Source organism: Sphingobacterium faecium (assembly GCF_003054045.1).
GTDB classification, from domain to species: domain Bacteria; phylum Bacteroidota; class Bacteroidia; order Sphingobacteriales; family Sphingobacteriaceae; genus Sphingobacterium; species Sphingobacterium faecium.
The window spans coordinates 1-23,812 of the sequence record NZ_QBKH01000013.1; the positions used below are offsets into that span (position 1 = coordinate 1).

The window sequence follows — 23,812 nt, forward strand, 5'->3', positions numbered from 1 at the left end:
GCAGATCACCATCAGGTACTCCATTTGCTCGATAAGATGAAGCAGGTGCGGAGCAGTACCATCGAACTGGCAGATCTAACAGATATCGTAACCCCGACAGAACTGGAACTAGGGGAAGTTCAGAACAGCTATCAGAACTTTTATCTGGCCTATCTAAATTATGTTGCGATCAACAAAGAAGGCATCTACCAGAAAAGAAAGAACTTTATTCAGAATGAAGTCAAGTATATCAATGAACAGAACCACAGAATCCAGCAGAGCTTTGATCTACAGAAAAGAGAACTGGCACTTGCTGAAGAAGAATATGCAAAATACCAGATTTTAGCAGAAAAAAAAGTGATCAGCCAGCTCGAGCTGCAACAGAAAGAAGCACTTTTGCTCGCCAAGCGGCAGTCTATCCCACAGACGGAAAATACAATCATCGGTAACCAGAGCAGCCGGCTTTCCAAAGATAAGGAGATGTCCGAGATCAACAATCAGATGTTTGAAGAAGAAAAGAAATTCTACCAATCGCTGAATACCTTCATCAGCGATGCTGAAAACTGGAAAAAACAATATGTGATCAGCAGTCCTTCAAGGGGCACTTTGATCTATGGCGATTTTTTACAGGAAAATCAACTGATCAAAATAGGTGAAGAGCTGTTTTATGTCAATGCCAATAAGGAAGATTATTATGGCGAGATACTGATTCCACAGAGCAAGTCATCCAAGGTAAAAGTGGGACAGGAGGTCTTGATCAAAGTACAGAGCTATCCCTATCAGGAGTATGGTTACCTAAGAGGAAGGATCGATTACATATCCGACATACCGATCAGGGACAGTGTTTTCTTCTCGAAGGTGATTTTGAATAGAAATGAAAAAGACTCAGTCATTAAGCTAAAACCGGGTATTCTGGCCGACGCAGACATCATCACCGAGGACCAGTCGATAATTAAAAGAATCTGGTTAAATCTTACAAAATCGCTGAAGTTTTAGCCTATTATAATCAAATTCACTATTTAGTAATTTTTAATTAACATTATGATACCTACATTTTTATTAAATGAAGATAATACATTTGTAAATGACGATGAATCAATTTTAGATATTAATCCAGAAGGATTTATAAATCAAGGAAATTTATATAATAATTTAAGATCAGCTATAGAATGGGCAATTTCTCATGATGAAGATGCTATTTATTGTGTATGTGGAAGTGATGTGCGATATGATTTTAATATTGATCATTTAAATGAAGTAATTAATGATTTAGCAATTGAAGGGATATTTTCTCTTTATATAACTGCTAGCTATAAGAATTCAATCGTTGTAAATAAAGATTTAATAACAATTTCTAATATTAATTCGGTTTCATCATTTATTTTATTATCTCCGATTTTTGAGCATGTTTTAAGTTTACTGAATCAAATGCCAGATAATCTGCAAATAAGTTTTAGCAGTTTTATCGAATTGATCATACCCAACGCATTTCTGTTATTCCAGAATAGAACGTTTTATGCAAAACCACACAAGATTTTTATTATATCACCTTTTAGAAATGCAGTAAATTATATTGAGGATTATTTAGCTTCGGTAACAAAGCAAAGTTTTACGAATTATCAGATAATTTTAATTGACGACTGTTCTACCGATGGCAGTATAGAGAAAATACCTGAACTACCATTTGTGAAAAAAATAATTAACAATGAACGGAAATTTGCTTTAAAAAATATTATAGATGTACTTATTAATGAAATCATTGATGATGAAGACGTGATCTGTTTAGTCGATGCGGATGATATGTTATCACATAAATATGTTTTGAACATCATTAATAATACTTATAAAAATAATTCTATTTTGGTAACTTACGGTTCGATCATGTATATGGGTACTCATATTAGAATAGGGGAATCTTATTGTGAAGAAGAGTTTAATAATTTAAGAAACTCTGATTGGAAAGTGAGTCATTTACGTACATTTAAATATAAAGTATTTAAGCAGTTACTTAGTCAAGATAAGAATTTGGATTGTCTTAGAAATGATAAAGGTGCAATAATGAATATGCCCTATGATATGGCTTTATTATTTCCTTTGATGGAGTTGGCTGGTTTTGAAAATACTCAATTTATTTATACTCCCACATATAAATATAGGTTGCATCAAAATAATGATCATAATAGTAATAAAGCGGAACAATATGAAGGAGAATTATTAGTAAGAAGTAAGTCTCGCTTGAAACAATTTTTTTGAAACAAAATTTTATCTTCTTCTCAAAGAAGTGGATTTGCGAAAATTTTGAAAATTAAATAAACTATCGCATCATTTAATAGGCAAAGGGAGAAAGCTTAAAGAATAATTGTAAATTGAAATCTAAACGCATCGGGTAAAAGCTTCAAAAGGTATTTATTATCTATAGATTTTATTCAATGCATCATTATTTATAAATTTAGGAAAGTTTATTTTAAACTGTCTCTATTGGATGTAAATTTTAAGAAGATCAATGATATTTGTATTTTCTATCTGATCAATTTTTCTAGCAAATATACAGTCTGATTGAACTATTTTCCAAAAATCCATATTCATTAAAATCTTAGGATATGTAGGCCCACTTTCCCAATCTATATACCTTAAATTATTATTTACTATTTTTTTATTTAATTTCTCACTATTCAATAGAATAGTTTGAAAAAAAGATTCATCTGGTATAAATGTATCTTTGTAAAAAGTTAAATAAGATGGATTAGAATCTAAATAGTTGAAAATGTATAATACACTTTCTCTGGTTATGCTCCACCATTGGCTCCCACCATATAAAGATTTAATATTATTAGGTATATAATGTTTATTGGGGTTATTGTTAATATAGCGATCCATACCCCCATTAGGAAACCACTGTCCATCTTTGCGCGGGAGCATAAAGTAATCAATATATATTCTATCATTATTTTTAAAGAAATTAGCAATTTCTCGAATTGATTTAATTGGGAAATCTTGTCCACTTATAAGATGGAAGTATTTAAAGTTATTTTGCGAATTATATGCTTTTTCCAATAAAATTAAGCTTGCACGAACCATAGAAAATTCTCCCCATTGTATTTTGAAATTAGAATGAATAATCTCAACTCTGGCCTGAGTTATTGATAATTTCTTTAAAGTTTTTTTTATTGTGAAATTTAAATCACAAAAAACAATGCAATGATTGTGTTTTTGTGTTAATATGGTTTTAATAAGCTCACAGATTTGTACTTCATTTTTATGACAGATTATTAAAAAAGCATTGTTAATCATTTATATATGTTTTGTATTATCTAAAATAGTCTATTTATTTGATTAGTTAGAAACTATTGCAGTCTCTAAAAGAAATATTAATCTCCAATGAATTTTTAGATAGTGGTGAAATACAACTCTCACTTCATGAACTTATAACTGTAATTTAAAAGTGATTCGCTTTAGAATTTTAAAAGTAGTGATTAGATATAACTTTCTTGGAAATGTTGTTAAATGAAATGAAAAATGAATTTATTATTACGTTTTATTCTGTAAAAAGAATAAAATTATTTTGATATTCAATAATATTGAACTATATTAGAGAAATGTTTTTTTACCTAAATTAAAAATAATCCTTTTTAAGACTATATATGTTGTCTAATGAACTTTTTCATAGCAAAGTTAGGGAGATTTATAACGCTATTCTTCTGTCTCTTAAGGAAAGAAAATATTCTGAGGGAAAGGGGTTATATGATGGTGATATTGGTATAAGTTTATTTTTAATCCAATACCTTGAATATAATGCAGAAAATATTGACGAAGTCGAGGCTATAATTGGTGATTTAATAACCCGGTTTATGGGTTCATTTGATAGTTATTCTTTTTGTAGTGGACTCTCTGGAGTTTTGTATTTATTTGAAATATTGAAAGAACAGAATCTATTAGAGATAGATACTAATGATATAATTGAACAATTGGATAAATACTTAAGTAATAATCTGCAATCCGAGCTCGAGAAAAGAAATTATGATTTCATGCATGGAGCCCTAGGAGTTGGATTATTTTACTTAAAAATTGGTAAAATTGAGGAAATTCAAAAAATTGTTAATTACCTGTATGAAACGGCTATTTATGATGATAAAAGTGATGGATATAAATGGAACTCTAATATTTCAGGTGAAATTGGGATTAATATATCTTTGAGTCATGGAATATCAAGTATTGTTATTTTTCTGTCACAAGTTATTCAAAAAAAAATAGCAGCAAACACGGCTTCCAAATTATTAAGAGGTGCGGTTAATTTTCTTCTTTCACAAGAGCTAGATTCTAAACAATATGGGAGCTACTTTCCTTATAGGTCTATTGAAGAAAAATCTAAAAGTAGATTATCTTGGTGTTACGGTGATTTAGGTGTAGCAATAGCATTGTTTAAGGCAAGTTTTGAGCTTAATGATAGTGTCCTCAGAAGAAAGGCATTATTTGTTCTTGAGGAGTCCACTAAGAGAAATATGTTAACTGAAGATAATATTATTGAAGGTGGTATATGTCATGGTACTGCAGGAATAGCAATGATTTACAATCGAATGTTTTTGGAAACTAAAAATGAAATTTTTTTAGATGCTTCAATATATTGGTTAACTGAAACTTTGAATTTTTCCAAATTTGATAAGGGATTAGCAGGATATTTGACAAATTATAATAAAGAATGGCACCAAGACATAAGTTTATTAACCGGTATTGTGGGAATTGGTATTGTCTTTCTTTCATACCTGAAAGAGGATAAGCAATATTGGGATGAAATTTTTTTAATGTAAATTTTAGTAATTATTTAATTTTTTTAGAGTATGAAAAAGCTTAAAAAGTTGTCATTAGACAAAAAATCTATTGTTCATTTAGACAAATCTGTAATGAAGAATATTCAAGGAGGGGTAAGGATGTCTGAACCTCCAGGCTGTAATTACGGTCCCGGTTCAGGTGGTGGTGGAGGTACAAGTGGAGGTTCAGGTAATTTCCCAATTTGGACGGTTGCTCCATACGCAACATGTGGAGGATGTAATCCAACTGCATAATTTTTAACCACTCTTACACTATTTAATTATATGTAGTGTAAGAGTTTTGTTTTATTCATGATACCATACCAAGAATTTAATAAAATAATTTTTAGAGTTCCTCAGTTTTCATTTAGTGATTACATTAATGTACTACAATCAGTCGACTCTCTTTATGCAAAATTTGAAGAACCTATTTTTCAGGAAGCAGTATATATTTCTTCTCCAATTTTGTATAGTGAATTAATCAAACTTCTTAAATTTCCAACAAATGAAAAAATAAGGAATAAAATAGAAAATAGTTTAATAAAATATTTTTCAAGAATGTCCTCGCGGTGTACTCCTTTTGGTTTGTTTGCTGGCTGTATCGTCGGTGAGATTGGAGTGCAGTCTAATGTTGAATTAAATGTAGGCTTAGATTTAATTCCGCGATTGGATAATGAGATCATTTGTTATATCCGAGATTTTATGTTAGAAATCTTAGATAAGAAGGGAAGTGATTTACGATACTTTTCAAATCCAACATTATATAAAACTAGACGAAATATTCGTTATTATGAATGTTCTGATATTGTCAATGATAAATCAGCTATATCTGAGATTGCTTCTAGTAAACTTTTAAACAATATTTTGAAACTAACTGATGTTGGTTGCACCACTGGTACACTTATTACTTTTCTTATAGATAAAGGTTTTGAAAAAGACGAGTCAGAAGAGTTTATTTTAGACCTCATTAATAATCAGATTATAGTAGATGAACTTTTCTATTCTTCTACGGGTAAAGATTATTTTAATAACATTGTTGCAATATTCCAAAATAACAAATTTTTAAATAAGGAAGCGATTTTGTTGAAAGATATCCAACGTACCTTGGAAAATTTACCAATGCAGAGTTCAGAGGAGCGAATTAGTAACTATCTTAAAAGTAATAAAATTTTGCTAGAATTGGGTGTACCTCTTGAAAGAATTAGTCAATCCTTATTTCAAATAGAATATTTTAAAAATTCATCTAATGTGACAATTGGGCAAAAAGTGATCGACGAACTTAAATTGGCTATTGGCTTTTTAAATAGAATAACACCAAAAAATAATGAAGATAATGATTTGAATAAATTTAAAAGAGCATTTTACAAGAGGTTTGAAAAGCAAAAAATAGAATTGTTAGTCGCTTTAGATCCAGAAATAGGAATCGGTTATCCAGTGGATACCATTTATGGGAAAAAATCACCACTTATTGATGACTTGATCCTTAATAACGAAAACAAGATAAATTCAAATTTTGATGTAGTACAGCAACATTTGAGGAAAAAAAATTTAGAAGCTCTAGCAAAGGGTGAGTACGAAATTGTATTAACAGATGAAGATGTTTTAGAGCTTCCTGAAGATTGGAATGATTTGCCAAGTTCTATATTTGCTATGTTTGAAGTGATTCAGCATAATGATGACAATATTATGCTGAATTTAAAAGGAGTGAACGGTTCTTCTGGAGCAAATCTGTTAGCGCGATTTGCTCATTGCGATTCGCAATTGGAAGATCTAGTAAATGAAATTACGGCAAAAGAGCAAGAGCTGGATTCAGATAATATTTTAGCAGAAATAGTTTACCTGTCGAAAGCGAAGCTGGGAAATGTTACCTCCCGTCCTCATATTCGAGATTATGAACTAATTTGTTTGGGATATTCTGATGTACCAGAAGAGAGAAAAATAAACGTAAATGACTTAATTGTTTATTTAGAAGATAGTGAGATTATTCTTTATTCAAAAAGACATAATAAAAGAGTAATTCCGAAACTAACAAACGCGCATAATTTTAGAATGTCAGACTCACCTGTTTACAGATTTTTATGTGATTTACAGAGCCAAGGTCAAAGGAATTTTTTATTTCTAAAGGCTTTTGATAATATTACTAATTTATCTTCATTTCAACCTAGAGTTAAATATAGAAATGTTATTTTGACTAATGCATTTTGGTATTTTATAAAAGAAGATTATCGAATTTTATGTAACTATGAAAATGATGATCAGTTGGAGCTTTTAGTAAAAAAATGGAGACTGAAATATTCTGTACCTAGATTTACTAAATTTTATCAGAATTCACTTGAGCTCGTTATCGATTGGGAAAGTGTAATTAATGTTAAAACCATTCTTGATATTTTTAGAAAAGTAGATAATGTAAAGTTATATGAATTTATTTTCAATATGGAAGACGCTATTGTGAAAGATAGCAAAGGCCATTATGTGCATGAAGTTATAGTGCCATTTTATAAAAATAATCCTAATGAAAATTAAAAGAATATTTATTCCTGGTAGTGAGTGGCTCTACATTAAAATTTATTTAGGTACATCCTCAAGCGACAACTTACTCGTAAAAAACTTACTGCCTATTGTGAATCAACTGTTTCGTAGTAAATTGGTTGATAAATGGTTTTTCGTTAGATATAATGATCCGGAACCACATATCAGAATTCGTTTTCTATTGAAACAAGAATCTTCTTTTGCAGATGTACTAAATATTATATACAAGAGAATTAAGAAAGATGTAGGCTATTTAATTTGGCAAGTTCAATTAGATACCTATACAAGAGAATTAGAGCGATATAATAAAGATTTAATAGTAGAATCTGAATCATTATTTTATTATAATAGTAATTGTGTTTTACGCCTTATAAAAGAAATTATTCAAAATTCTTTTGATGAGAAATATAGATGGATGATTTCTTTAAAACTGATTGATAGTATACTAGCTTCTTTTAATCAAGATACTGCCGCTAAACTTCGCGTATTAGAAAAATTGAGTGCATCTTTTAAAAAAGAATTTAATATTTCATCAAAAAATACGCTACAGTTTAAGAATAAATATAGAGCTAATAAGGAGGTAATTTCTAAAGTTCTAAGTAGTTCCTTTAATGACATAGGTTTTGCGAAAATGTATTCAATTGTGGATAATAGTTTCTTAGACTATAGTACTACAGCAGAAAAAATCATGAGCAAAATAAGAAGAAAAAATCTTCCTCTCAATTTAGATAGTTTAATGGGAGATCATATACATATGATGATGAATAGGATGTTTTGCAGTGATAATCGAACTTACGAGCTTGTTATATATGACTTCTTATTTATACATTATAAGAGTATACATTATAGAAAGTAATTACTTATAATTTTTAAATTCATATGTTAATAAAAAATCTTCAATTATCAATAGATATTGATCCGGAAAAAATTCATCAATTAATACTTGAATCCGGTCAGATTACTGATTATGGTCTATTAAATGGTAAGTTTGGTATTGCTATATGTTTTTTTCACTTGAGTCGTCATCTTGAACATAATTTATTTTTGGACTATGCTAATAATCAATTAGATGAAATATGGAATTCTTTATCGGATGACTTAAGTATAGAGTTCGAATCAGGATTATCTGGAATTGGATGGGGTATCGAATATTTGATTCAAAATGATTTCGTTAAAGGAAATTCAAATTTGATTTGTAACGATATTGATAAGATGGTTATGAGAATCTGCCCAAGACGATTTAATGATTATAGTTTGGAATCCGGACTAGAGGGAATCTTAAATTACATTTGTGCTAGACTTGCGGGAAGGAATAAAAATGTAAAGCGTAATCCATTTTTGAAAAGCTTTATTGATGATTTAGCGTATTTATATAAAAATTCTAAAAAATTAAAACTATCGGAAGAAATAATTTTTAAGCTTGGAATAATTAATAATTTAGTTCCTTTTTATGATTTTAAACTGGATTTAGATAGATTTATTAGAGTTGATATAGATGCAAAATCAGATAATATCCAATTGGAAATTCTCGGTATTAGAGATGGAATAAGTGGGCTATTATTGCGGAAAATTTTACAAATTCCTAGAAGTAAATGAAGTATATTTATATTTTTGATGACTATTATCAGTCTCTCCGAAATGGTATTGGAACATTCAACACACAGCTTTTGTATACTTTGAAAGATGCAGGATATTGTATTGTAATAATTGAACTTAATAGTGATACAGATAAGTTTATAATTTTAGAAGTTAATGAAATTATAAAGATGAGATTTCCTTCTACTATTCAAGGTTGGTCAGCAAATAATTTCAAAAATATTTGTACTTTAATAAATTTATATGTTTTAGATAGTACAAATAATGTATTTATTTTTAATTACAATTATTTTGATAGAATTCTTTTAGAAATCAGGGAGTTATATCCCATGTCTAAAATTTTAAAGATTGTACATGATCTCAATTGGACAACAAGTTTATTAGGAGATGAAAGTACTTTTAGAAATATTATTAATAATCATGATGTAGTATCTAATATTAACCATCAATTTATCAAAGACTCTTTTGTTTCCGAAAAAGATATGATGAGTAAAGCTGATTTGATTGTGTGTTCATCAGTTGAAACAAAACAGTTGTTAAAAGACTTTTATTTAATAAAGAAGAAGATAAAATTAATTTCAAATGGACTTGTAAAGGAAAATAATCTAATATTGAAACCAAGATCCGAAATAATGAAGGAATATGGTTTTAATATTGAAGATCGAATTTTACTCTATGTGGGGCGTGTTAATGTAGTAAAAGGGTTTTATATTGCGGTAAAAGCATTTGAAAAGATTGTATTAGAATACCCTAATACCAGATTGGTTATTTGTGGAAATGTATCTGATCCAGATCATATCTTTTCATTTAGTAAGCATATCTCCAGTAGATTATCTTTTTTAGGCCATGTTGCTAAAGATGAACTTATATCTTTATATCGTATTGCTGATGTTGGCATATTGCCGTCCTATACGGAGCAATGTAGTTATACTGCAATTGAGATGATGAAATTTGGTCTTCCTATTGTATGCTCTGATGCTAACGGACTGAGATCAATGTTTGAAAATAATGTAACGGCAATAGTTACCGAAATTACAAATTATCAAGACAGTGAAATGTTTGTAAATTCTTTCTATAAAGGGATTAAAAGCATTTTGGAAAGTGAATCTTTAGCGAAGAGACTACGCAGAGGAGCCCATAAAAAGTATCTTCAATCATATACCCATGATAAGATGATCAGCAAATATTTAAAATTATTTGCGTGATAAACTACGGTATTAGGGAGATTATTATTGAGTAATGTTTGCATCATTAAGTTGATTATATAAAAAAAAGCGCTCACCGGTTATCCGATAAGCGCTTTCAGCGTAAAAGTTAATTTACTTATTTCTTTACAGGCGTAGCCGGTGCAGTTGTAGTAGCTGGAATTGTTGTTGGAGCAGCAGCAGGTGCTTTTCCAGGGATAATATCAACAACCTCTACATCGAACACTAAGGGTGAATATGGAGGAATTTGTCCTGCAGGACGCTCACCATAAGCTAATGCAGAAGGAATAACCAAAGTCGCTTTTGAACCTTTGTTTAATAACTGGAATGCCTCAGTCCAACCTGTGATCACACCATCCACACCTAAATGTAAACGTAATGCTTCGTAAGGTCTTTGTGGATTGAAAACTTTATGTTTTTTAGCTAAATCTGCTTGATTCGTATCAAATACTTTTTCGTTAGTCAATTTACCAATGTAATTAACAACTACCGTATCGCCAACAACAGCATTTTTACCTGTTCCTTGTTTAGTAATCACATATTGTAAACCAGAAGCTGTTTTCTTTGGTTCCAATTTATTGTTTTTTAAGTAAGCTTCAACTTTTCCAGCTTCAGCGCCTTTTAACTTTGCAGTTTGCTCTTCAAAGTATTTCGTTACTTGCTCACCCAATTGTTGATCTGTCAATTTACCCTTTTTAAAGTGTTTCCTAACTTTTACAGTGTAAATGATGTATTTGTCTGCAAATGCTGGTTTGGGTTGTTGGGTCTTAGCTGTTACTGAATCTAAATCGATTTTGAATACCAAACTGTCACCTTCACCTACAAATTTGAATAAACCTGTTGGATCTCCTGGGTTTTGTTTGATGATACTATCAGGATATAATTGTACGATTTGTGGAAGTCCCTGATCGTATGTACTGCTCAATACAGAATCTCTATCGGAAGATTGAATGATATCTATCGATAATAAATCACCAGATACAGCTTTTTCAGCACCAGCATCTTTAGCGATTTTGTACTCTAGGCCGCCCTCAGCCTTTTTGAAATTTTGGCAAGCAGTGAATAATAATCCTGCTGACGCCAATAATAGAATTGATTTCTTCATTTCAGTTTAATTGCTATCTTTATTTTGTTAATATTTCTTTATAATTTGGTAATGCAGATTTAAATGTATCGATAACCGTTTGTAGATCATCGTGCGAATTTCCTCCTGATGCATTGAGATGTCCACCGCCATTGAAATAGATTTTACAGATTTCATTACAAGGAACATCACCAATTGAGCGCAAAGATAATTTAATTTGTTCAGTTCTGTCAATAATTAATGCAGCTAAACGAATTCCCTTTATCGATAAGGCATAATTGACAAGTCCTTCAGTATCTCCTGTGATCACCTCAAAGCTTTTTAGATCTTCCTGAGTGACATAAATCATAGCGGTATTGTACTCTGGGAATACCTCTAAACGATTAAGTAGGCAATATCCTAAGAATTTTAATCTTCCTTCTGAAGAGCTATTATAAATCGATTCATGGATAGCCCAGTTTTCAGCTCCACAGTCAATTAAGCTTGCAATAATGCGGTGGATCTCGGAAGTTGTGGAACGGAAACGGAATGAACCTGTATCGGTCATAATACCGGTATATAAGCAGGTCGCCATATCTGCAGAGATATTTCCCTCATCCTGCATTTCTTCTGTGATAAATCTAAAAATCAATTGTGCTGTCGCTGCTGCTTTGGGATCCCAGTAAGCATAATCATGAAAACCTTGTGGTTCTAAATGATGATCGATCATGCACTTCAGACCAGTTGCTTTTTCTACAGGAATTGCCATATCATGGATACGGCCAAGGCCATTGAAATCTAAGCAAAAGATGATTTCTGCATCAGCAATTAATTGTTGATTTTCTTGCACCTCTCTGGTATAGATGCGCACATGTTCCAAACCTGGTAACCAGTCTAAAAAGGCCGGAAAGTCGGAAGGAACGATAAGGCTTACATCATGTTTATGGGCTTTCAGCCAATAAAATAGACCTAGTGAAGAACCAAGCGCATCGCCATCTGGCTTATAGTGCGTCGTGATTACAATTCGTTTAGGTTCGGATAAAAGTGTCTTTAGTTGTTCTGATGTCAGCATATTCGTATTAAGTCTGCAAACCTACTATAAAAAAAAATATTTCTAGCATTTTTTTATAAACATTTGAGACGATTTTGATCGTTTATTTTTTGTTTTTAAATTTTTGAATTACAATTTGTTAAAACTTGTAAGCGTAAAGTTTGTGATCTCGTTTAGAGCTAATTAAATATGAGGCATTATTCCCAAAATCGATAGGTCCAAAATAGAATTTGGATAGGCCCTCGACAGGAAAGCCATTTCTGACCAATCCATCTTCACTAAAGATATAGATCATGCGATTATTCGTGCCGACAGCGACAAGATCATTATTGTTCGTTACCTTGAAGAAGTTGGGTCTATTGCTCACTTCATCTACAAATTTATATTCAAAATATTTAGTATTGTCTTTCTGATTGTAAACCGTTAGGTTGTTGTCACTAAGCACGACATAATCTTTATCTGCACTACCGCTCACATCTTCAAAATTGAAGGTGAAATTTGATCCCCAGTCGCCTACTTTTGATCTGATAGGTTCACCTTCAAATGGTACTTTAATTATTTCTCCTTGAGTTGCCGGAACGATAACGAAAGAATTTTTCTTGTCAGAAGTCGTAATTAAGCCAATTGGATTCTTTAAGGTCTGACCATTGGTATTGAGTTCTTGTTTATTGACTAAGCCTCCTATTTCATTAAAGAAATATACCGATCCTTGACTTGTTGCAGCGATAATATAATGTTGATTGGCAATGGTAGTTGCTTTTAGATCATATAAGATCTTACTATCAACGGTTGGGTTTTTCCAATTTTGGATTTTTTTACCAGCTAGGTCATACGCAGCAATTTGATTGGAGCATGGGATATAAATCCTTTTCTCATTATTGAAAGTTGATAATATCAATCCTGCGGATGCATTATTTTCTAAACCTATAGAAAAACCAGGGAGTAATTTGCCGTCAGGGGAAAATCGGTATAACCGACTTCTGGTATTCAATAATATGCTCCGATCTTGTAGCTGTATCGGTTGTCCTAAGATTTCTCCCTGAAATAAAGTCTTCCATAATTCTTTTCCTGAAGGGCTTAGTGCATGTACGGTATGATCTTGTTCTTGTACTAATATGAATTTGCTATTTTCTGTTTGATTAAAGACCCATGGATTATTGATCAATTTCGAGTTCAACTGAAACGTCCATTCTGCGGTACCTCCAAGGCGATTTTTAGATTTGTAAAGCGCGTAAAATCCTGAAACAAATTCACCCTCATTGCCACTTAATTGAAAAGATGTTGAATAAAAGTTTTGATAGCCAAATTGCTCTTTATCCCTAAAATCTTTGGCATACTCTGATTTTAAGTTATTTATGATGGTGTTTTTAGCCGTCTCAGGTTCAATATAAAATGTCACATTTGCACGGTTACTCTGAATCGCACTATGGTTTTTGAAAATGGCAGTTCCAGACATCATTTGGTTATCGAAATAGGCTTGACGATACTTGCGTAAAATTCCAGTTTGATTTGCAATCACAAGCACTTTACCTATTCTGGTAAAGTAAGGACGCTGAAAAGTTTTGAATGGATCTCCAAAACTTGAATATAAAATATTCGAGTAGTCAAACTGGTAAATATCATCACCTTGATTGCTACTTATTTTTTTAGCCGTTTCTACAAATTTGGTACTATCCGCTAAACTCACTAAACCTAGCATAGCCTCATTGTCCAGTTCTGCAATAGCAAACTCATCGTTCCACAACGATAATATATCAGATTGAAAAACGACCTTTCCTTCATTTTCAATTAATTTCTGGTGTCTCTTTATTTTGTCAGCCTCTTTTCGATAGACAAATAAATCATTCAGACCACTATGAAAACTCGTGATATTGGAGAGACTGTAGTTGATATAAGAAGCGGTATTTTTTGGTAAAAAGTTAGCAAGGGTTTGTACCTGTGGCGATTGATTAGCGAAAAGATGAAGGTAATGATGATGGTTTAAATCAAGCTTTGTTTCACCCTTAAAAATAAGGGCGTCGTCTTTGAAATTCAAATTCCATGCAGTAGATCCTTGTAGAGAATCGATTTGATTCAGATATACACCAAACTTAGGGCGCATGATTTTTTTTGCAAATGCTGAAAATTGATGATTATTGAAATATAGACTTAAAGGAGTATTTTTACTATTCTGTTCAATAAAAAACTCAATTTGCTTAGTGTCTAATTTTTTCACCTTTTTATCGATCACTTGTTGGATAATTGGTCGTTCATAACCCGCAAAAAGAATATTTTCATGCAGCGTACAATATAAAATAGAGTCTTTAATTCCTTTATCAAAACTATAGATGCGATGGCCTAAAGTGTCTGTATGATTTTGTTTATATTTCTTATCAATTCCTTGAAAGATAGCTTCTAATGCCTTATTGTTTAATTTTTCATTTAAGGCTACTGTATATAAGGTTGCTATTCCAGATGTACTTGGATGGTAAGAAAGAATAATTTCGACATCTTGAACCTTTGCTTTTAGGGCTTCTGAGCTAAGAAAATCTTGTTTTAATGTTTTGAGGTTGTCAAAATCTTGTTTTCCTTGAATAGCTTCAAATAATTCAAAATGTTGAAATATGGTATCCGTTGTTTCGTTGTTTCTGAAAGCAGTAATAAAATAAGTGTCTGCCGGTAAATATTGAAGTGCTTTTGTTGCATTTTCTTGCCTGCTGCTGCTGTCGGAGAAGTAGTAAACTGAAGCCGCAACTACGGCTATAAATAGTAAGACAGTAACAATAATTGTATTTCTCATATCTAATAACAAACCTACTAAAAAATATCTGGAACGTGAGTTATCTTACTTAAGAACTCCTTTTGTAACAATAAATTTAATAAATATTCTCCTTTTCTGAGGAAGATTTGATACATTTAGCCAACATTACTAAAATATAGACGTAATTTTAAATTAATGAATAAGAGAATCATCCTAGTGGCTGCATTTTTTGGTGCACTAGCTGTTATTTTAGGAGCTTTTGGAGCACATGGTTTAGAAGGGAAGATTAGTGCGCAACATATCGAAACTTGGAAAACCGCCAATCAATATCATTTTTACCACACTTTAGCCCTGTTGTTTCTGTCAACTTTTTCAAGAGCTAAAACGGCATCCATCCGTGTATCATTTATCGCTTTTATCATTGGATTGCTTTTCTTTTCAGGATCATTATATCTGCTCAGTATACGGGAGATCTCAGGTTTTGGCAATCCTGCTATTTTAGGGCCGATCACACCTTTGGGTGGACTAGCGTTTATCGTTGGATGGGCAGCTTTGTTTGTTGCCGCTTTAAAAAATAAATCATAGTTATACGGTTGTTATACTGTAAAAAATAAGCCCTCGAAGAAATTAACGTTTTTTCGAGGGCTTATTTTTAGTAATTTTACATGATACTAGAAATGAACATGCCAGAACCTCAAAATTTATTTTTCACAGACCGGACGACTGTTTTTATCGATGTTATTTTGCCTTTAGCACTGGCCAATACCTATACCTATCGTATTCCGGTGGAATGGAACGATAAGATTCAGGTTGGTGTTCGTGTCATGGTGCAATTTGGAAAGAATAAGATTTATTCTGCTATTGTAAAACAAATCAGCAAGGAAGCGCCTAAGCATTATGAAGCAAAGTATATTTTAGATATTATCGATGAAAAACCGATTGTTGATGCCGCACAATTGCTCTTGTGGGATTGGATAGCTGATTATTATATGTGTTCTTTGGGAGAGGTCATGCAAGCTGCATTGCCTTCAGCATTGAAGCTCGCAAGTGAAACTAAAATTGTATCGGCTATACCCGATGATTTTGATCGATCGACATTGACAGACAAAGAATACCTGATCATTGAAGCGCTTGAAGTCGCAGGAGAACTAAAAGTAAACGATATTGTCAAACTATTGAGTCAAAAATCGGTATTCCCGATCCTGAAAGTCATGTTTGATAAAGGTATTGTTTTGATTTCGGAAGAGATTACAGAACGATATAAGCCCAAGACCAAAGTTTTCTTCTCTTTTGCCCCAGAATTTCGAGATGAAGATGGGAAACGAAATCTATTGGATGGACTAAATCGAGCTCCGAAACAGCAAGATGCGGTTTTGGCATTTATGCAATTAGCAAAAATGAGTACAGATGTCACCCGGCAGATGATAATGGAAGCTTCGGGTTGTGGTTCAGGCGCGATTACTGCACTTATAGATAAGGGGGTGTTTCAAGTTAAAGAAAAGGTGGTCAGTCGTTTTCAGGGAGAGGATATTGAGTTGGATGCTAATTTTGAATTTAATGCGGATCAACAACGTGCTTATAACCAAATTCAAGAGTGCTTTGAAACTAAAGACGTTACTTTATTGCATGGGGTGACTGCATCTGGAAAAACCCAGCTATATATTCGATTAATTGAGCAAGCAATAGCTGCTGGAAAGTCTGCACTATATCTCTTACCTGAAATTGCTTTAACAGCTCAAATAACCGCGCGCTTAAAATTGCATTTTGGAGATAAACTGGGAGTCTATCATTCCAAATTTAATGATAATGAACGTGCAGAGGTGTGGCATAAAGTAATGAAAAATGAGTTTCAGATTATTGTAGGCGCACGTTCCTCGGTCTTTTTACCGTTTCAAGATTTGGGAATTATCTTAGTCGATGAGGAACACGAAAGTTCATACAAACAATATGATCCAGCTCCAAGGTATCATGCGCGCGATACCGCTATCTACCTAGGTTATATTCACCAAACGAAAGTTTTATTGGGTTCAGCAACGCCTTCCATCGAAAGCTTTTATAATGCAAAATCAAATAAATATGGTTTTGTACAGCTATTAGAAAGGTATGGTAATGCACAACTTCCTGATATCCATATTGTCGATATACCACAAGAAGGAAGAAAAGAAAATATGTTTTCATATTTCTCCGGTAATTTACTGAAAGCGATAGAAGGGGCTCTAGAAAGAAAAGAACAGGTTATATTGTTTCAAAACCGACGTGGTCATACGACTATTATCCAATGTAATACCTGTGGTTTTGTCGCTAAATGTGTGAACTGTGATGTTAGTATGACCTATCATAAGAGTTCAAATATGATGCATTGCCATTATTGTGGTCACGTGGAACCTCCAATCAAAATATGTCCAGCATGTGGTATGCCTCATATAGAAAGTAAAGGTTTTGGAACGGAGCGGGTAGAGGAGGAGTTGGAATTGCTCATGCCCAATGCGCGCATTAGCCGTCTGGATTTGGACTCGACAAAGGGGAAAAATGGTTTTGATAAGATCATAGGTGCCTTTGATGAACATGAATTTGATATTCTGATCGGTACGCAAATGGTCGCCAAAGGATTGGATTTTGGTCGTGTGAGCTTAATTGGTATTATCAATGCCGATACGATGATTAATTTCCCTGACTTTCGTGCTTATGAACGAGCTTTCTCACTTTTTTTGCAAGTAGCAGGCCGGGCTGGAAGAAGAGAAGCCGGTGGACAGGTCATCATTCAGACCTATACGCCAAAACATCGTGTATTAGAACAGGTAGTTGCACATGATTATCAAGGAATGTTTGATACTGAGATAAAAGAACGTAAAAACTTTGCTTATCCTCCTTTTTATAGGGTGATTCGTATTGATATTAAACATATGGATATCCAAAAATGTTATGATGGTGCTAAGAAATTTGGATCAGCTCTAAGACAGCAACTTGGGAGTAGAGTTTTAGGCCCTGAAACACCATTGGTGGGAAGAGTACGTAATTATTTTATTCAAACCATAACGCTTAAAATTGAAAGAAATAACATCAGTATTGTTAAAGTAAAAGACTTGATCAAGCATGTGAAAAATGATTTTATTGCAGATAAATCCAATACGGGTACGCGTATCGTGATTGATGTAGATCCTTATTAAATCGGTGGGGCGGTATATGAAATTAGCCAAAAATTATTCTTTTCAAATGAAAGAGCTTGCAGGTTAATTGATTAGTAGTGAAATTGTTCTTATAAGTGGTAATTATTAAATAACAATAGTATTTTTGAGTCATAATGGCGTATAAATTTGTAGATAATTATAGGGAAAAAGGTGCTCGTAAGCAATTGGTACAGCTACTGAAGACCAGAGGTATTAGTGACCAAAATGTGTTGAATGCTATCGCCAAAGTACCTCGTCATTTTTTCTTTGATGAAACATTTTGGAATCAGGCGTATAAAGATATCGCTTTTCCTATAGGAGATGGACAAACCATCTCACAGCCCTATACTGTTGCTTATCAATCGGAACTGCTCCATGTAAAAAAGGGAGATAAAGTGCTGGAAATTGGAACGGGGTCTGGGTATCAGACTTGTATTCTAATGGAGCTGGGGGCAAATGTTTACACCATAGAAAGACAAGAGAATTTATACCAGAGAACGATACAGGTTTTACCGTATATGGGATATAAGCCTCATTTTTTCTGTGGAGACGGTTCCAAAGGAATTGAACAACATGCTCCATATGATAAAATTATTGTGACTGCTGGGGCTCCTTTTGTGCCAGAGATTATGCTCAAACAATTAAAAATTGGTGGTATATTCGTAATACCAGTTGGGGATGAAAAAGAACAAAAAATGGTGACTATTATTCGAGCTGGAGAAAATGATTTTGATCGAATCGAGCTCGATACATTTAGATTTGTTCCCTTGGTGGGGGATCAAGCTTGGTAAAAACCAAGCTTTTTTAGTTATTTAAATCAGTAAAATAACAGGATTAAAGGCTTATATCAACTGCCAATTTGAGTTCAAGAGTGAATTGTAGAAAAACACTAAGCTCATAACCTTTAATGACGAAATGAAGCATGCGTGTTTTCAAAAAAATAGATCATGAATACAAAATACGAGTGCTAGTACAACAGGTTTTAGTTGAAATCATACACTCATAAATAATTAAATTTTGATGAAGCCAGCATGAGCATACCGCTCATAAACAGCAGTTAATATGCACATGCTAGCCTCATTACCGTTAAAAGACAAATTATTCTCCAATGAAAAATAATATGATGGACATATACCTTAGTAATAAGGTACAGATCGAGCAAGAAGTAAAAAAACTGGACCGAGCAATTAACCAAAATAGTTTCTACCGTCTCGGTGTGATCATCTTTGGCGGTGCTGCTTTATTTTATTCATTTCAATTAGAAAATCTACTGCTCGTTCTGATTTTATTTTTTGGATTGATATTTCTTTTTGCGTTTCTCGTAAGTAGACAAAGCAAATTGGAAAAAATTAGTGCGTATCAGAAAGCATTGCTGGCTGTGAACCTAAATGAAATTGATTTAGAAAATAAAGGCGTTAATATATATGACAACGGTGCATCTTTGGAAGATAATAAGCATCCCTATAGTGCAGATCTGGACATTGTTGGAAGCCATTCCTTATTTGAATTGTTAAATCGCTCGACCACAAAATTGAGTTTATCCGTTTTAGGAGAATGGTTACTTACTGATGCCAAAAGAGGAGAAATTTTAAAACGACAGGAAGCTGCGGCTGAACTAGCAACTGATATCACATGGAGCCAAGATTTTCAAGCAAAATTGTTGTCAAATTTGAACCAAAAATTGGATGTTAAATCTTTTTTATCCACATACTTTCAGTCTGCGGACTTCTCATTTGGTCATTCATTTATGCGCTTATATGTAAAGCTCGCCCCATTTTTATTTATCGGTGCTGTTATTCTGGCGGTTTTTATTCCCGCTGCAGCATACATACCCCTTGTAATCGGATTGGCACATGTTTTTTGGTCTATGGCCAATGGGGGTAAAGTTGCTTTTTTCTCTAGTCGAATTGATAAAGTTGGCAATCTACTGGATTCGTATGCTGCAAGTATGGAGCTAGTTGAGAATCGAATTTGGAAGGCAACTCGTAATCAAGAATTACAGGAGCAACTAAAAATACAGGGTTCATCAGACTCGGTTTCTCATGCCTTTAAAAAACTGGGTAAACTGATCAGTAACTTGGATGCTCGAAATAATATGATGGTCGGTACAATCTTGAACTTGATATTCTTGTGGGATTTTAAGCAGGTATTCGCTATTGTGGATTGGAAAGCAAAGTACCAAGTTAATATATTGGAATCATTTGATACGCTAGCTGAAGTAGAGGCACTCGTGAGTTTGGGTACCTGGAAGCGTAATCACGCAGACTGGGCTACTCCAATTATTGTGGAGCACTTGGATACAGCCTTAGAAGCTGTCGATTTGGCTCATCCTTTGATTGCCATAGATAAAGCTGTTGCGAATACGTATACGAATGCTGACCATCAAATCGCTTTGGTAACGGGTTCAAATATGGCTGGTAAGAGTACATTTTTACGTACGGTTGGTATCAATGCTGTTTTGGCCTATGCAGGTGCAGTAGTACCCGCTACTTCTTTTAAACTTCCAATCTTTCATTTGATATCTTATATGCGAATTAAAGATAATTTAAATGAGAGTACTTCGACATTTAAAGCAGAACTGGATCGTATGAAATTTATCTTAGAAACAGTAGCGCAGCGTGCTGATAGTTTCTTTTTAATCGATGAGATGCTAAGAGGGACTAATTCTGTTGATAAATATTTGGGTTCAAGAGCTATTATTAAGAAGTTGATTACGGAGAATGGTAAGGGGATGGTCGCAACTCATGATTTGCAATTATCGACTTTGGCAGATGAATATCCAAAAGTAGTCAAGAATTATCATTTTGATATACAGGTAATTCAAGATGAGATGCTATTCGATTATAAACTCAAGATCGGGGAATGTAAAATATTTAATGCTTCAATGTTGTTAAAAGGTATTGGAGTAGACGTAGAACAAGGAAGAAATTAAACAAGAAATGACATTACAAGAAAGAATTGAACAGTCGAGAACACATCATTTTATAACTGTTTTCCCGTTTACAACAAACCATCATTCCACTTTGTTTGGAGGTAAAGCTATGGCTATTATGGATGAAGTAACATTTATGTGTGCAACAAGATTCTGCAGAAAAGCACTTGTAACGGTCTCTTCAGACAAAATTGATTTTGAAAAAGCGATCCCTGCAGGTAGTATGATCGAAGCAATCGCCGAGGTCATTCATGTTGGGCGAACAAGTTTAAAAGTAAAAGTTGAAATATTCTTAGAAGATATGTATAAAGACGGTCGCGAATTGGCTGTTAAAGGTGTTTTTTCTTTCGTGGCATTGGATGATAATAAAAAACCAATACCCGTATTAGAGGGGCTTGAAATAGAGGATTAAATCAGATTACCTTTTCGTGAAAATTAAGAATGGAATAATACAAGCTATTATTCCATTCGTTTTATAGGCGATAATTCTTTTAATTCCTCCTCTGTAAAAAGTCTATAATGTACTTTAAATGTTTTCCCTAAGGATGATTCCAACGAAAATCCTCCTGGTCCAAATCCATCGAGCACATCTAATGTAAAATGGGAAAATTTCCAATATTCAAATAAATCGCGATCAATCCAAAATTCATAACCTTCCGCAAGGCCGATCATCGCATCATTCATTCGGGGGTAGAATCCACCTTTTTCAAAACATTGCGGTTGTGTACCTTCACAGCATCCTCCAGCCTGATAAAACATCAAATCCCCATGAGTGCTTGATAATTCCTTTATTAGTGCTTTTGCTTTTTCAGTTAATGCTAATCTCTCTACCATAATCTGTTCATATTTTATGCTTTATTTAAAGCTTGTTGGTGTGTATTATTCGCTATCACTAAAGTAGCAATAGTATGACAGTGGATCAATTTGTTCCCGAATGTTATTGCTGAGAATCTCATCTGTTTTGCTTGATTTTATCCTGCAATAATTTGACCATCTTTCTGCTTGACCTGATGTTAATATTGGTCACTCGCTAGGAGTAATTTTGCAAATTAGGCTCAGATACCTACGATATCCTTTTCGATAATTGAATTTTGTTATTCCACTTGATACATTAAGAATTAAAAAAAATGGGATTATAGTAATAACCCCACTTTTTAATTTTATTTTTCAAGATTAAAAAAATCCAAGTTTTTCTTTACTGTATGAAATCAGCATGTTTTTTGTTTGACGGTAATGATCAAGCATCATTTTATGGTTTTCACGTCCGATACCAGATTGCTTATAACCACCAAAAGGAGCGCCAGCAGGGTATGAATGATATTGATTGACCCATACGCGTCCAGCTTGAATAGCACGTGGGATTTGATACAGCTGATGTGCGTCACGAGTCCAAACACCAGCTCCCAAACCATAGATGGTATCATTAGCTATTTCTAAAGCCTCTTTCTCATCTTTGAATGTTGTAACGGCTAATACAGGACCAAATATTTCCTCTTGAAAAATGCGCATTTTGTTATGGCCTTTGAATAGAGTTGGTTTGATATAATATCCTTCTTCCAAACCTTCACCCAAATGGTTTTCATCACCGCCTGTTAATAATTCGGCACCCTCTTCTTTACCCAGCTTGATGTAGGACATGATTTTATCCTTTTGAATTTTTGAAGCTTGCGCTCCCATCATTGTTTCAGGATCTAAAGGGTCACCAACTTTAATTTGATTGACACGATCGATCACTTTAGCTATAAAACGATCATAGATATCCTCTTGAATCAGTAAGCGAGAAGGACAAGTACAGATCTCTCCTTGATTCAGTGCAAATAAAACAGCACCTTCAATTGCTTTATCTAAGAATGCATCATCATGATCCATGACCGAGCTAAAGAAAACATTTGGAGATTTACCACCTAATTCCAATGTCACTGGAATGATGTTTTCCGTAGCATACTGCATAACCATACGGCCCGTTGCTGTAGAACCTGTAAATGCTGCTTTTGAAACCTTAGGATTTGTGACCAATGCGCGGCCCAATTCTCCACCGAAACCATTGACGATATTGATAACACCATCTGGAATTAGATCACCGATTAATTCCATTAAGACAAGAATAGATGCTGGCGTACTCTCTGCAGGCTTTAATACCACACAGTTACCTGCAGCTAAAGCAGGGGCTAATTTCCAAACAGCCATCAAAATTGGGAAATTCCAAGGAATAATCTGCGCAATAACACCGATTGGCTCATGAACAATTAAAGAAACGGTATTTTGATCCAATTCACTTAAAGATCCCTCTTCTGCGCGTATTACACTGGCAAAATAACGAAAGTGATCAATAGCTAAAGGAATATCAGCATTTAACGTTTCACGAACAGCTTTTCCATTGTCAACAGTTTCAACTGCTGCTATATATTCTAAATTTTGCTCGATGCGGTCTGCAATTTTATTTAAAATGATGCTTCTTTCTGTCGAAGAGGTTTTTCCCCAAGTTTCAAATGCTTTTGAAGCTGTATCAACAGCTAGTTCTAAATCTTCTTTTGTAGAATGTGCAACTTGTGTAAATACTTTGCCATCTAAAGGAGAAATGTTGTCAAAGTATTTTCCTAATGTTGGTGGAACAAATTTTCCGCCTATGTAATTTCCATAACGCTCTTTAAACGATGGTCTTTGAATTGCTGCCATAATATTTATTTTTTATAATGTTATACATATTGTTACATACCAAATTTAATAAAAGTGTTTGCTTACTTA

19 protein-coding genes are annotated in these 23,812 nt (G+C 33.3%); 13 read left to right on the forward strand and 6 right to left on the reverse strand.

The window, feature by feature from the left end; translation table 11 throughout:
* Both C8N37_RS22275 and C8N37_RS22280 read left to right on the forward strand, forming a co-directional pair.
* The coding region (locus tag C8N37_RS22275; protein WP_108160983.1) for an HlyD family efflux transporter periplasmic adaptor subunit at positions 1-975 on the forward strand (975 nt) is incomplete at its 5' end.
* Positions 976-1,020: 45 nt separating this feature from the next.
* Complete coding sequence (locus tag C8N37_RS22280; RefSeq protein WP_108160984.1) at positions 1,021-2,232, forward strand: glycosyltransferase family A protein; 1,212 nt, start codon at positions 1,021-1,023, stop codon at positions 2,230-2,232.
* A 222-nt stretch (positions 2,233-2,454) separates the two neighbouring features.
* On the opposite strand, the gene C8N37_RS22285 is transcribed toward C8N37_RS22280, so the two are convergent.
* Positions 2,455-3,270, reverse strand: coding sequence for a beta-1,6-N-acetylglucosaminyltransferase (locus tag C8N37_RS22285; protein ID WP_108160985.1), 816 nt, complete (start codon positions 3,268-3,270; stop codon positions 2,455-2,457).
* Positions 3,271-3,620: 350 nt separating this feature from the next.
* Here C8N37_RS22285 and C8N37_RS22290 point away from each other — a divergent pair, with 350 nt between their 5' ends.
* Genes C8N37_RS22290 through C8N37_RS22315 form a run of 6 tightly spaced genes read left to right on the forward strand, consistent with a single transcriptional unit; the run spans position 3,621 to position 10,114 of the window.
* Positions 3,621-4,784, forward strand: a complete 1,164-nt coding sequence (locus C8N37_RS22290) for a lanthionine synthetase C family protein (protein ID WP_108160986.1) — start codon at positions 3,621-3,623, stop codon at positions 4,782-4,784.
* Between the two features lie 30 nt (positions 4,785-4,814).
* On the forward strand, positions 4,815-5,039 hold the full coding sequence (locus C8N37_RS22295; RefSeq protein ID WP_108160987.1) for a class I lanthipeptide: 225 nt from the start codon (positions 4,815-4,817) through the stop codon (positions 5,037-5,039).
* Positions 5,040-5,096: 57 nt separating this feature from the next.
* On the forward strand, positions 5,097-7,307 hold the full coding sequence (locus tag C8N37_RS22300) for a lantibiotic dehydratase family protein (protein WP_108160988.1): 2,211 nt from the start codon (positions 5,097-5,099) through the stop codon (positions 7,305-7,307).
* Entirely contained in the window at positions 7,297-8,169 is an 873-nt protein-coding gene (locus tag C8N37_RS22305; RefSeq protein ID WP_108160989.1) for a thiopeptide-type bacteriocin biosynthesis protein, read from the forward strand. Before C8N37_RS22300 ends, C8N37_RS22305 begins: the two co-directional genes overlap by 11 nt.
* A gap of 23 nt (positions 8,170-8,192) precedes the next feature.
* Entirely contained in the window at positions 8,193-8,909 is a 717-nt protein-coding gene (locus tag C8N37_RS22310; protein WP_108160990.1) for a lanthionine synthetase LanC family protein, read from the forward strand.
* Positions 8,906-10,114: a glycosyltransferase gene (locus C8N37_RS22315; RefSeq protein WP_108160991.1), complete on the forward strand. Its 1,209-nt coding sequence runs from the start codon at positions 8,906-8,908 to the stop codon at positions 10,112-10,114. Before C8N37_RS22310 ends, C8N37_RS22315 begins: the two co-directional genes overlap by 4 nt.
* A 118-nt stretch (positions 10,115-10,232) precedes the next feature.
* On the opposite strand, the gene C8N37_RS22320 is transcribed toward C8N37_RS22315, so the two are convergent.
* From C8N37_RS22320 to C8N37_RS22330, 3 genes are all read right to left on the reverse strand, one after another.
* Positions 10,233-11,219: an FKBP-type peptidyl-prolyl cis-trans isomerase gene (locus tag C8N37_RS22320; protein ID WP_108160992.1), complete on the reverse strand. Its 987-nt coding sequence runs from the start codon at positions 11,217-11,219 to the stop codon at positions 10,233-10,235.
* Between the two features lie 19 nt (positions 11,220-11,238).
* A complete protein-coding gene (locus C8N37_RS22325; RefSeq protein WP_108160993.1) occupies positions 11,239-12,249 on the reverse strand; it encodes a DHH family phosphoesterase in 1,011 nt (336 codons plus the stop codon).
* A 118-nt stretch (positions 12,250-12,367) separates the two neighbouring features.
* Complete coding sequence (locus tag C8N37_RS22330; protein ID WP_108160994.1) at positions 12,368-15,007, reverse strand: outer membrane protein assembly factor BamB family protein; 2,640 nt, start codon at positions 15,005-15,007, stop codon at positions 12,368-12,370.
* Positions 15,008-15,163: 156 nt separating this feature from the next.
* Between C8N37_RS22330 and C8N37_RS22335 the strand changes: the two genes are divergently transcribed.
* The 5 genes from C8N37_RS22335 to C8N37_RS22355 all read left to right on the forward strand — a co-directional run bounded on the left by C8N37_RS22335 (position 15,164) and on the right by C8N37_RS22355 (position 21,479).
* Complete coding sequence (locus C8N37_RS22335) at positions 15,164-15,553, forward strand: DUF423 domain-containing protein (RefSeq protein WP_108160995.1); 390 nt, start codon at positions 15,164-15,166, stop codon at positions 15,551-15,553.
* Positions 15,554-15,645: 92 nt separating this feature from the next.
* Positions 15,646-18,135 (forward strand): replication restart helicase PriA, encoded by a 2,490-nt coding sequence (gene priA, locus C8N37_RS22340; protein WP_244914511.1) that lies wholly within the window; start codon positions 15,646-15,648, stop codon positions 18,133-18,135.
* 134 nt (positions 18,136-18,269) lie between these two features.
* The gene (locus tag C8N37_RS22345) at positions 18,270-18,926 is read left to right on the forward strand and encodes a protein-L-isoaspartate(D-aspartate) O-methyltransferase (protein ID WP_108160997.1); all 657 of its coding nucleotides are present in this window, start codon (positions 18,270-18,272) and stop codon (positions 18,924-18,926) included.
* 329 nt (positions 18,927-19,255) lie between these two features.
* Positions 19,256-21,067 carry a MutS-related protein gene (locus C8N37_RS22350; protein ID WP_244914512.1) on the forward strand — a complete coding sequence of 604 codons (1,812 nt, stop codon included), beginning with the start codon at positions 19,256-19,258 and terminating at the stop codon, positions 21,065-21,067.
* A 7-nt stretch (positions 21,068-21,074) separates the two neighbouring features.
* Positions 21,075-21,479, forward strand: coding sequence for an acyl-CoA thioesterase (locus C8N37_RS22355; protein ID WP_045752955.1), 405 nt, complete (start codon positions 21,075-21,077; stop codon positions 21,477-21,479).
* Between the two features lie 47 nt (positions 21,480-21,526).
* Here C8N37_RS22355 and C8N37_RS22360 read toward each other — a convergent pair whose 3' ends face one another.
* Together C8N37_RS22360 and C8N37_RS22365 are read right to left on the reverse strand one after the other, a co-directional pair.
* Positions 21,527-21,901 (reverse strand): DUF779 domain-containing protein, encoded by a 375-nt coding sequence (locus C8N37_RS22360; RefSeq protein WP_045752954.1) that lies wholly within the window; start codon positions 21,899-21,901, stop codon positions 21,527-21,529.
* A 339-nt stretch (positions 21,902-22,240) separates the two neighbouring features.
* Positions 22,241-23,743, reverse strand: coding sequence for an aldehyde dehydrogenase family protein (locus tag C8N37_RS22365; protein WP_108160999.1), 1,503 nt, complete (start codon positions 23,741-23,743; stop codon positions 22,241-22,243).
* Positions 23,744-23,812: the final 69 nt, after the last annotated feature.

Excerpts from the sequence above, each read along its gene's own strand:
- C8N37_RS22305 (WP_108160989.1), top strand. The coding sequence starts at position 7,297 with ATGAAAATTAAAAGAATATTTATTCCTGGTAGTGAGTGGCTCTACATT.
- C8N37_RS22285 (WP_108160985.1), bottom strand. The coding sequence starts at position 3,270 with ATGATTAACAATGCTTTTTTAATAATCTGTCATAAAAATGAAGTACAA.
- C8N37_RS22310 (WP_108160990.1), top strand. The coding sequence starts at position 8,193 with ATGTTAATAAAAAATCTTCAATTATCAATAGATATTGATCCGGAAAAA.
- C8N37_RS22295 (WP_108160987.1), top strand. The coding sequence starts at position 4,815 with ATGAAAAAGCTTAAAAAGTTGTCATTAGACAAAAAATCTATTGTTCAT.
- C8N37_RS22355 (WP_045752955.1), top strand. The coding sequence starts at position 21,075 with ATGACATTACAAGAAAGAATTGAACAGTCGAGAACACATCATTTTATA.
- C8N37_RS22300 (WP_108160988.1), top strand. The coding sequence starts at position 5,097 with ATGATACCATACCAAGAATTTAATAAAATAATTTTTAGAGTTCCTCAG.
- C8N37_RS22325 (WP_108160993.1), bottom strand. The coding sequence starts at position 12,249 with ATGCTGACATCAGAACAACTAAAGACACTTTTATCCGAACCTAAACGA.
- C8N37_RS22365 (WP_108160999.1), bottom strand. The coding sequence starts at position 23,743 with ATGGCAGCAATTCAAAGACCATCGTTTAAAGAGCGTTATGGAAATTAC.
- C8N37_RS22335 (WP_108160995.1), top strand. The coding sequence starts at position 15,164 with ATGAATAAGAGAATCATCCTAGTGGCTGCATTTTTTGGTGCACTAGCT.
- C8N37_RS22345 (WP_108160997.1), top strand. The coding sequence starts at position 18,270 with ATGGCGTATAAATTTGTAGATAATTATAGGGAAAAAGGTGCTCGTAAG.
- C8N37_RS22315 (WP_108160991.1), top strand. The coding sequence starts at position 8,906 with ATGAAGTATATTTATATTTTTGATGACTATTATCAGTCTCTCCGAAAT.
- priA (WP_244914511.1), top strand. The coding sequence starts at position 15,646 with ATGAACATGCCAGAACCTCAAAATTTATTTTTCACAGACCGGACGACT.
- C8N37_RS22360 (WP_045752954.1), bottom strand. The coding sequence starts at position 21,901 with ATGGTAGAGAGATTAGCATTAACTGAAAAAGCAAAAGCACTAATAAAG.
- C8N37_RS22320 (WP_108160992.1), bottom strand. The coding sequence starts at position 11,219 with ATGAAGAAATCAATTCTATTATTGGCGTCAGCAGGATTATTATTCACT.
- C8N37_RS22350 (WP_244914512.1), top strand. The coding sequence starts at position 19,256 with ATGATGGACATATACCTTAGTAATAAGGTACAGATCGAGCAAGAAGTA.
- C8N37_RS22280 (WP_108160984.1), top strand. The coding sequence starts at position 1,021 with ATGATACCTACATTTTTATTAAATGAAGATAATACATTTGTAAATGAC.
- C8N37_RS22290 (WP_108160986.1), top strand. The coding sequence starts at position 3,621 with ATGTTGTCTAATGAACTTTTTCATAGCAAAGTTAGGGAGATTTATAAC.
- C8N37_RS22330 (WP_108160994.1), bottom strand. The coding sequence starts at position 15,007 with ATGAGAAATACAATTATTGTTACTGTCTTACTATTTATAGCCGTAGTT.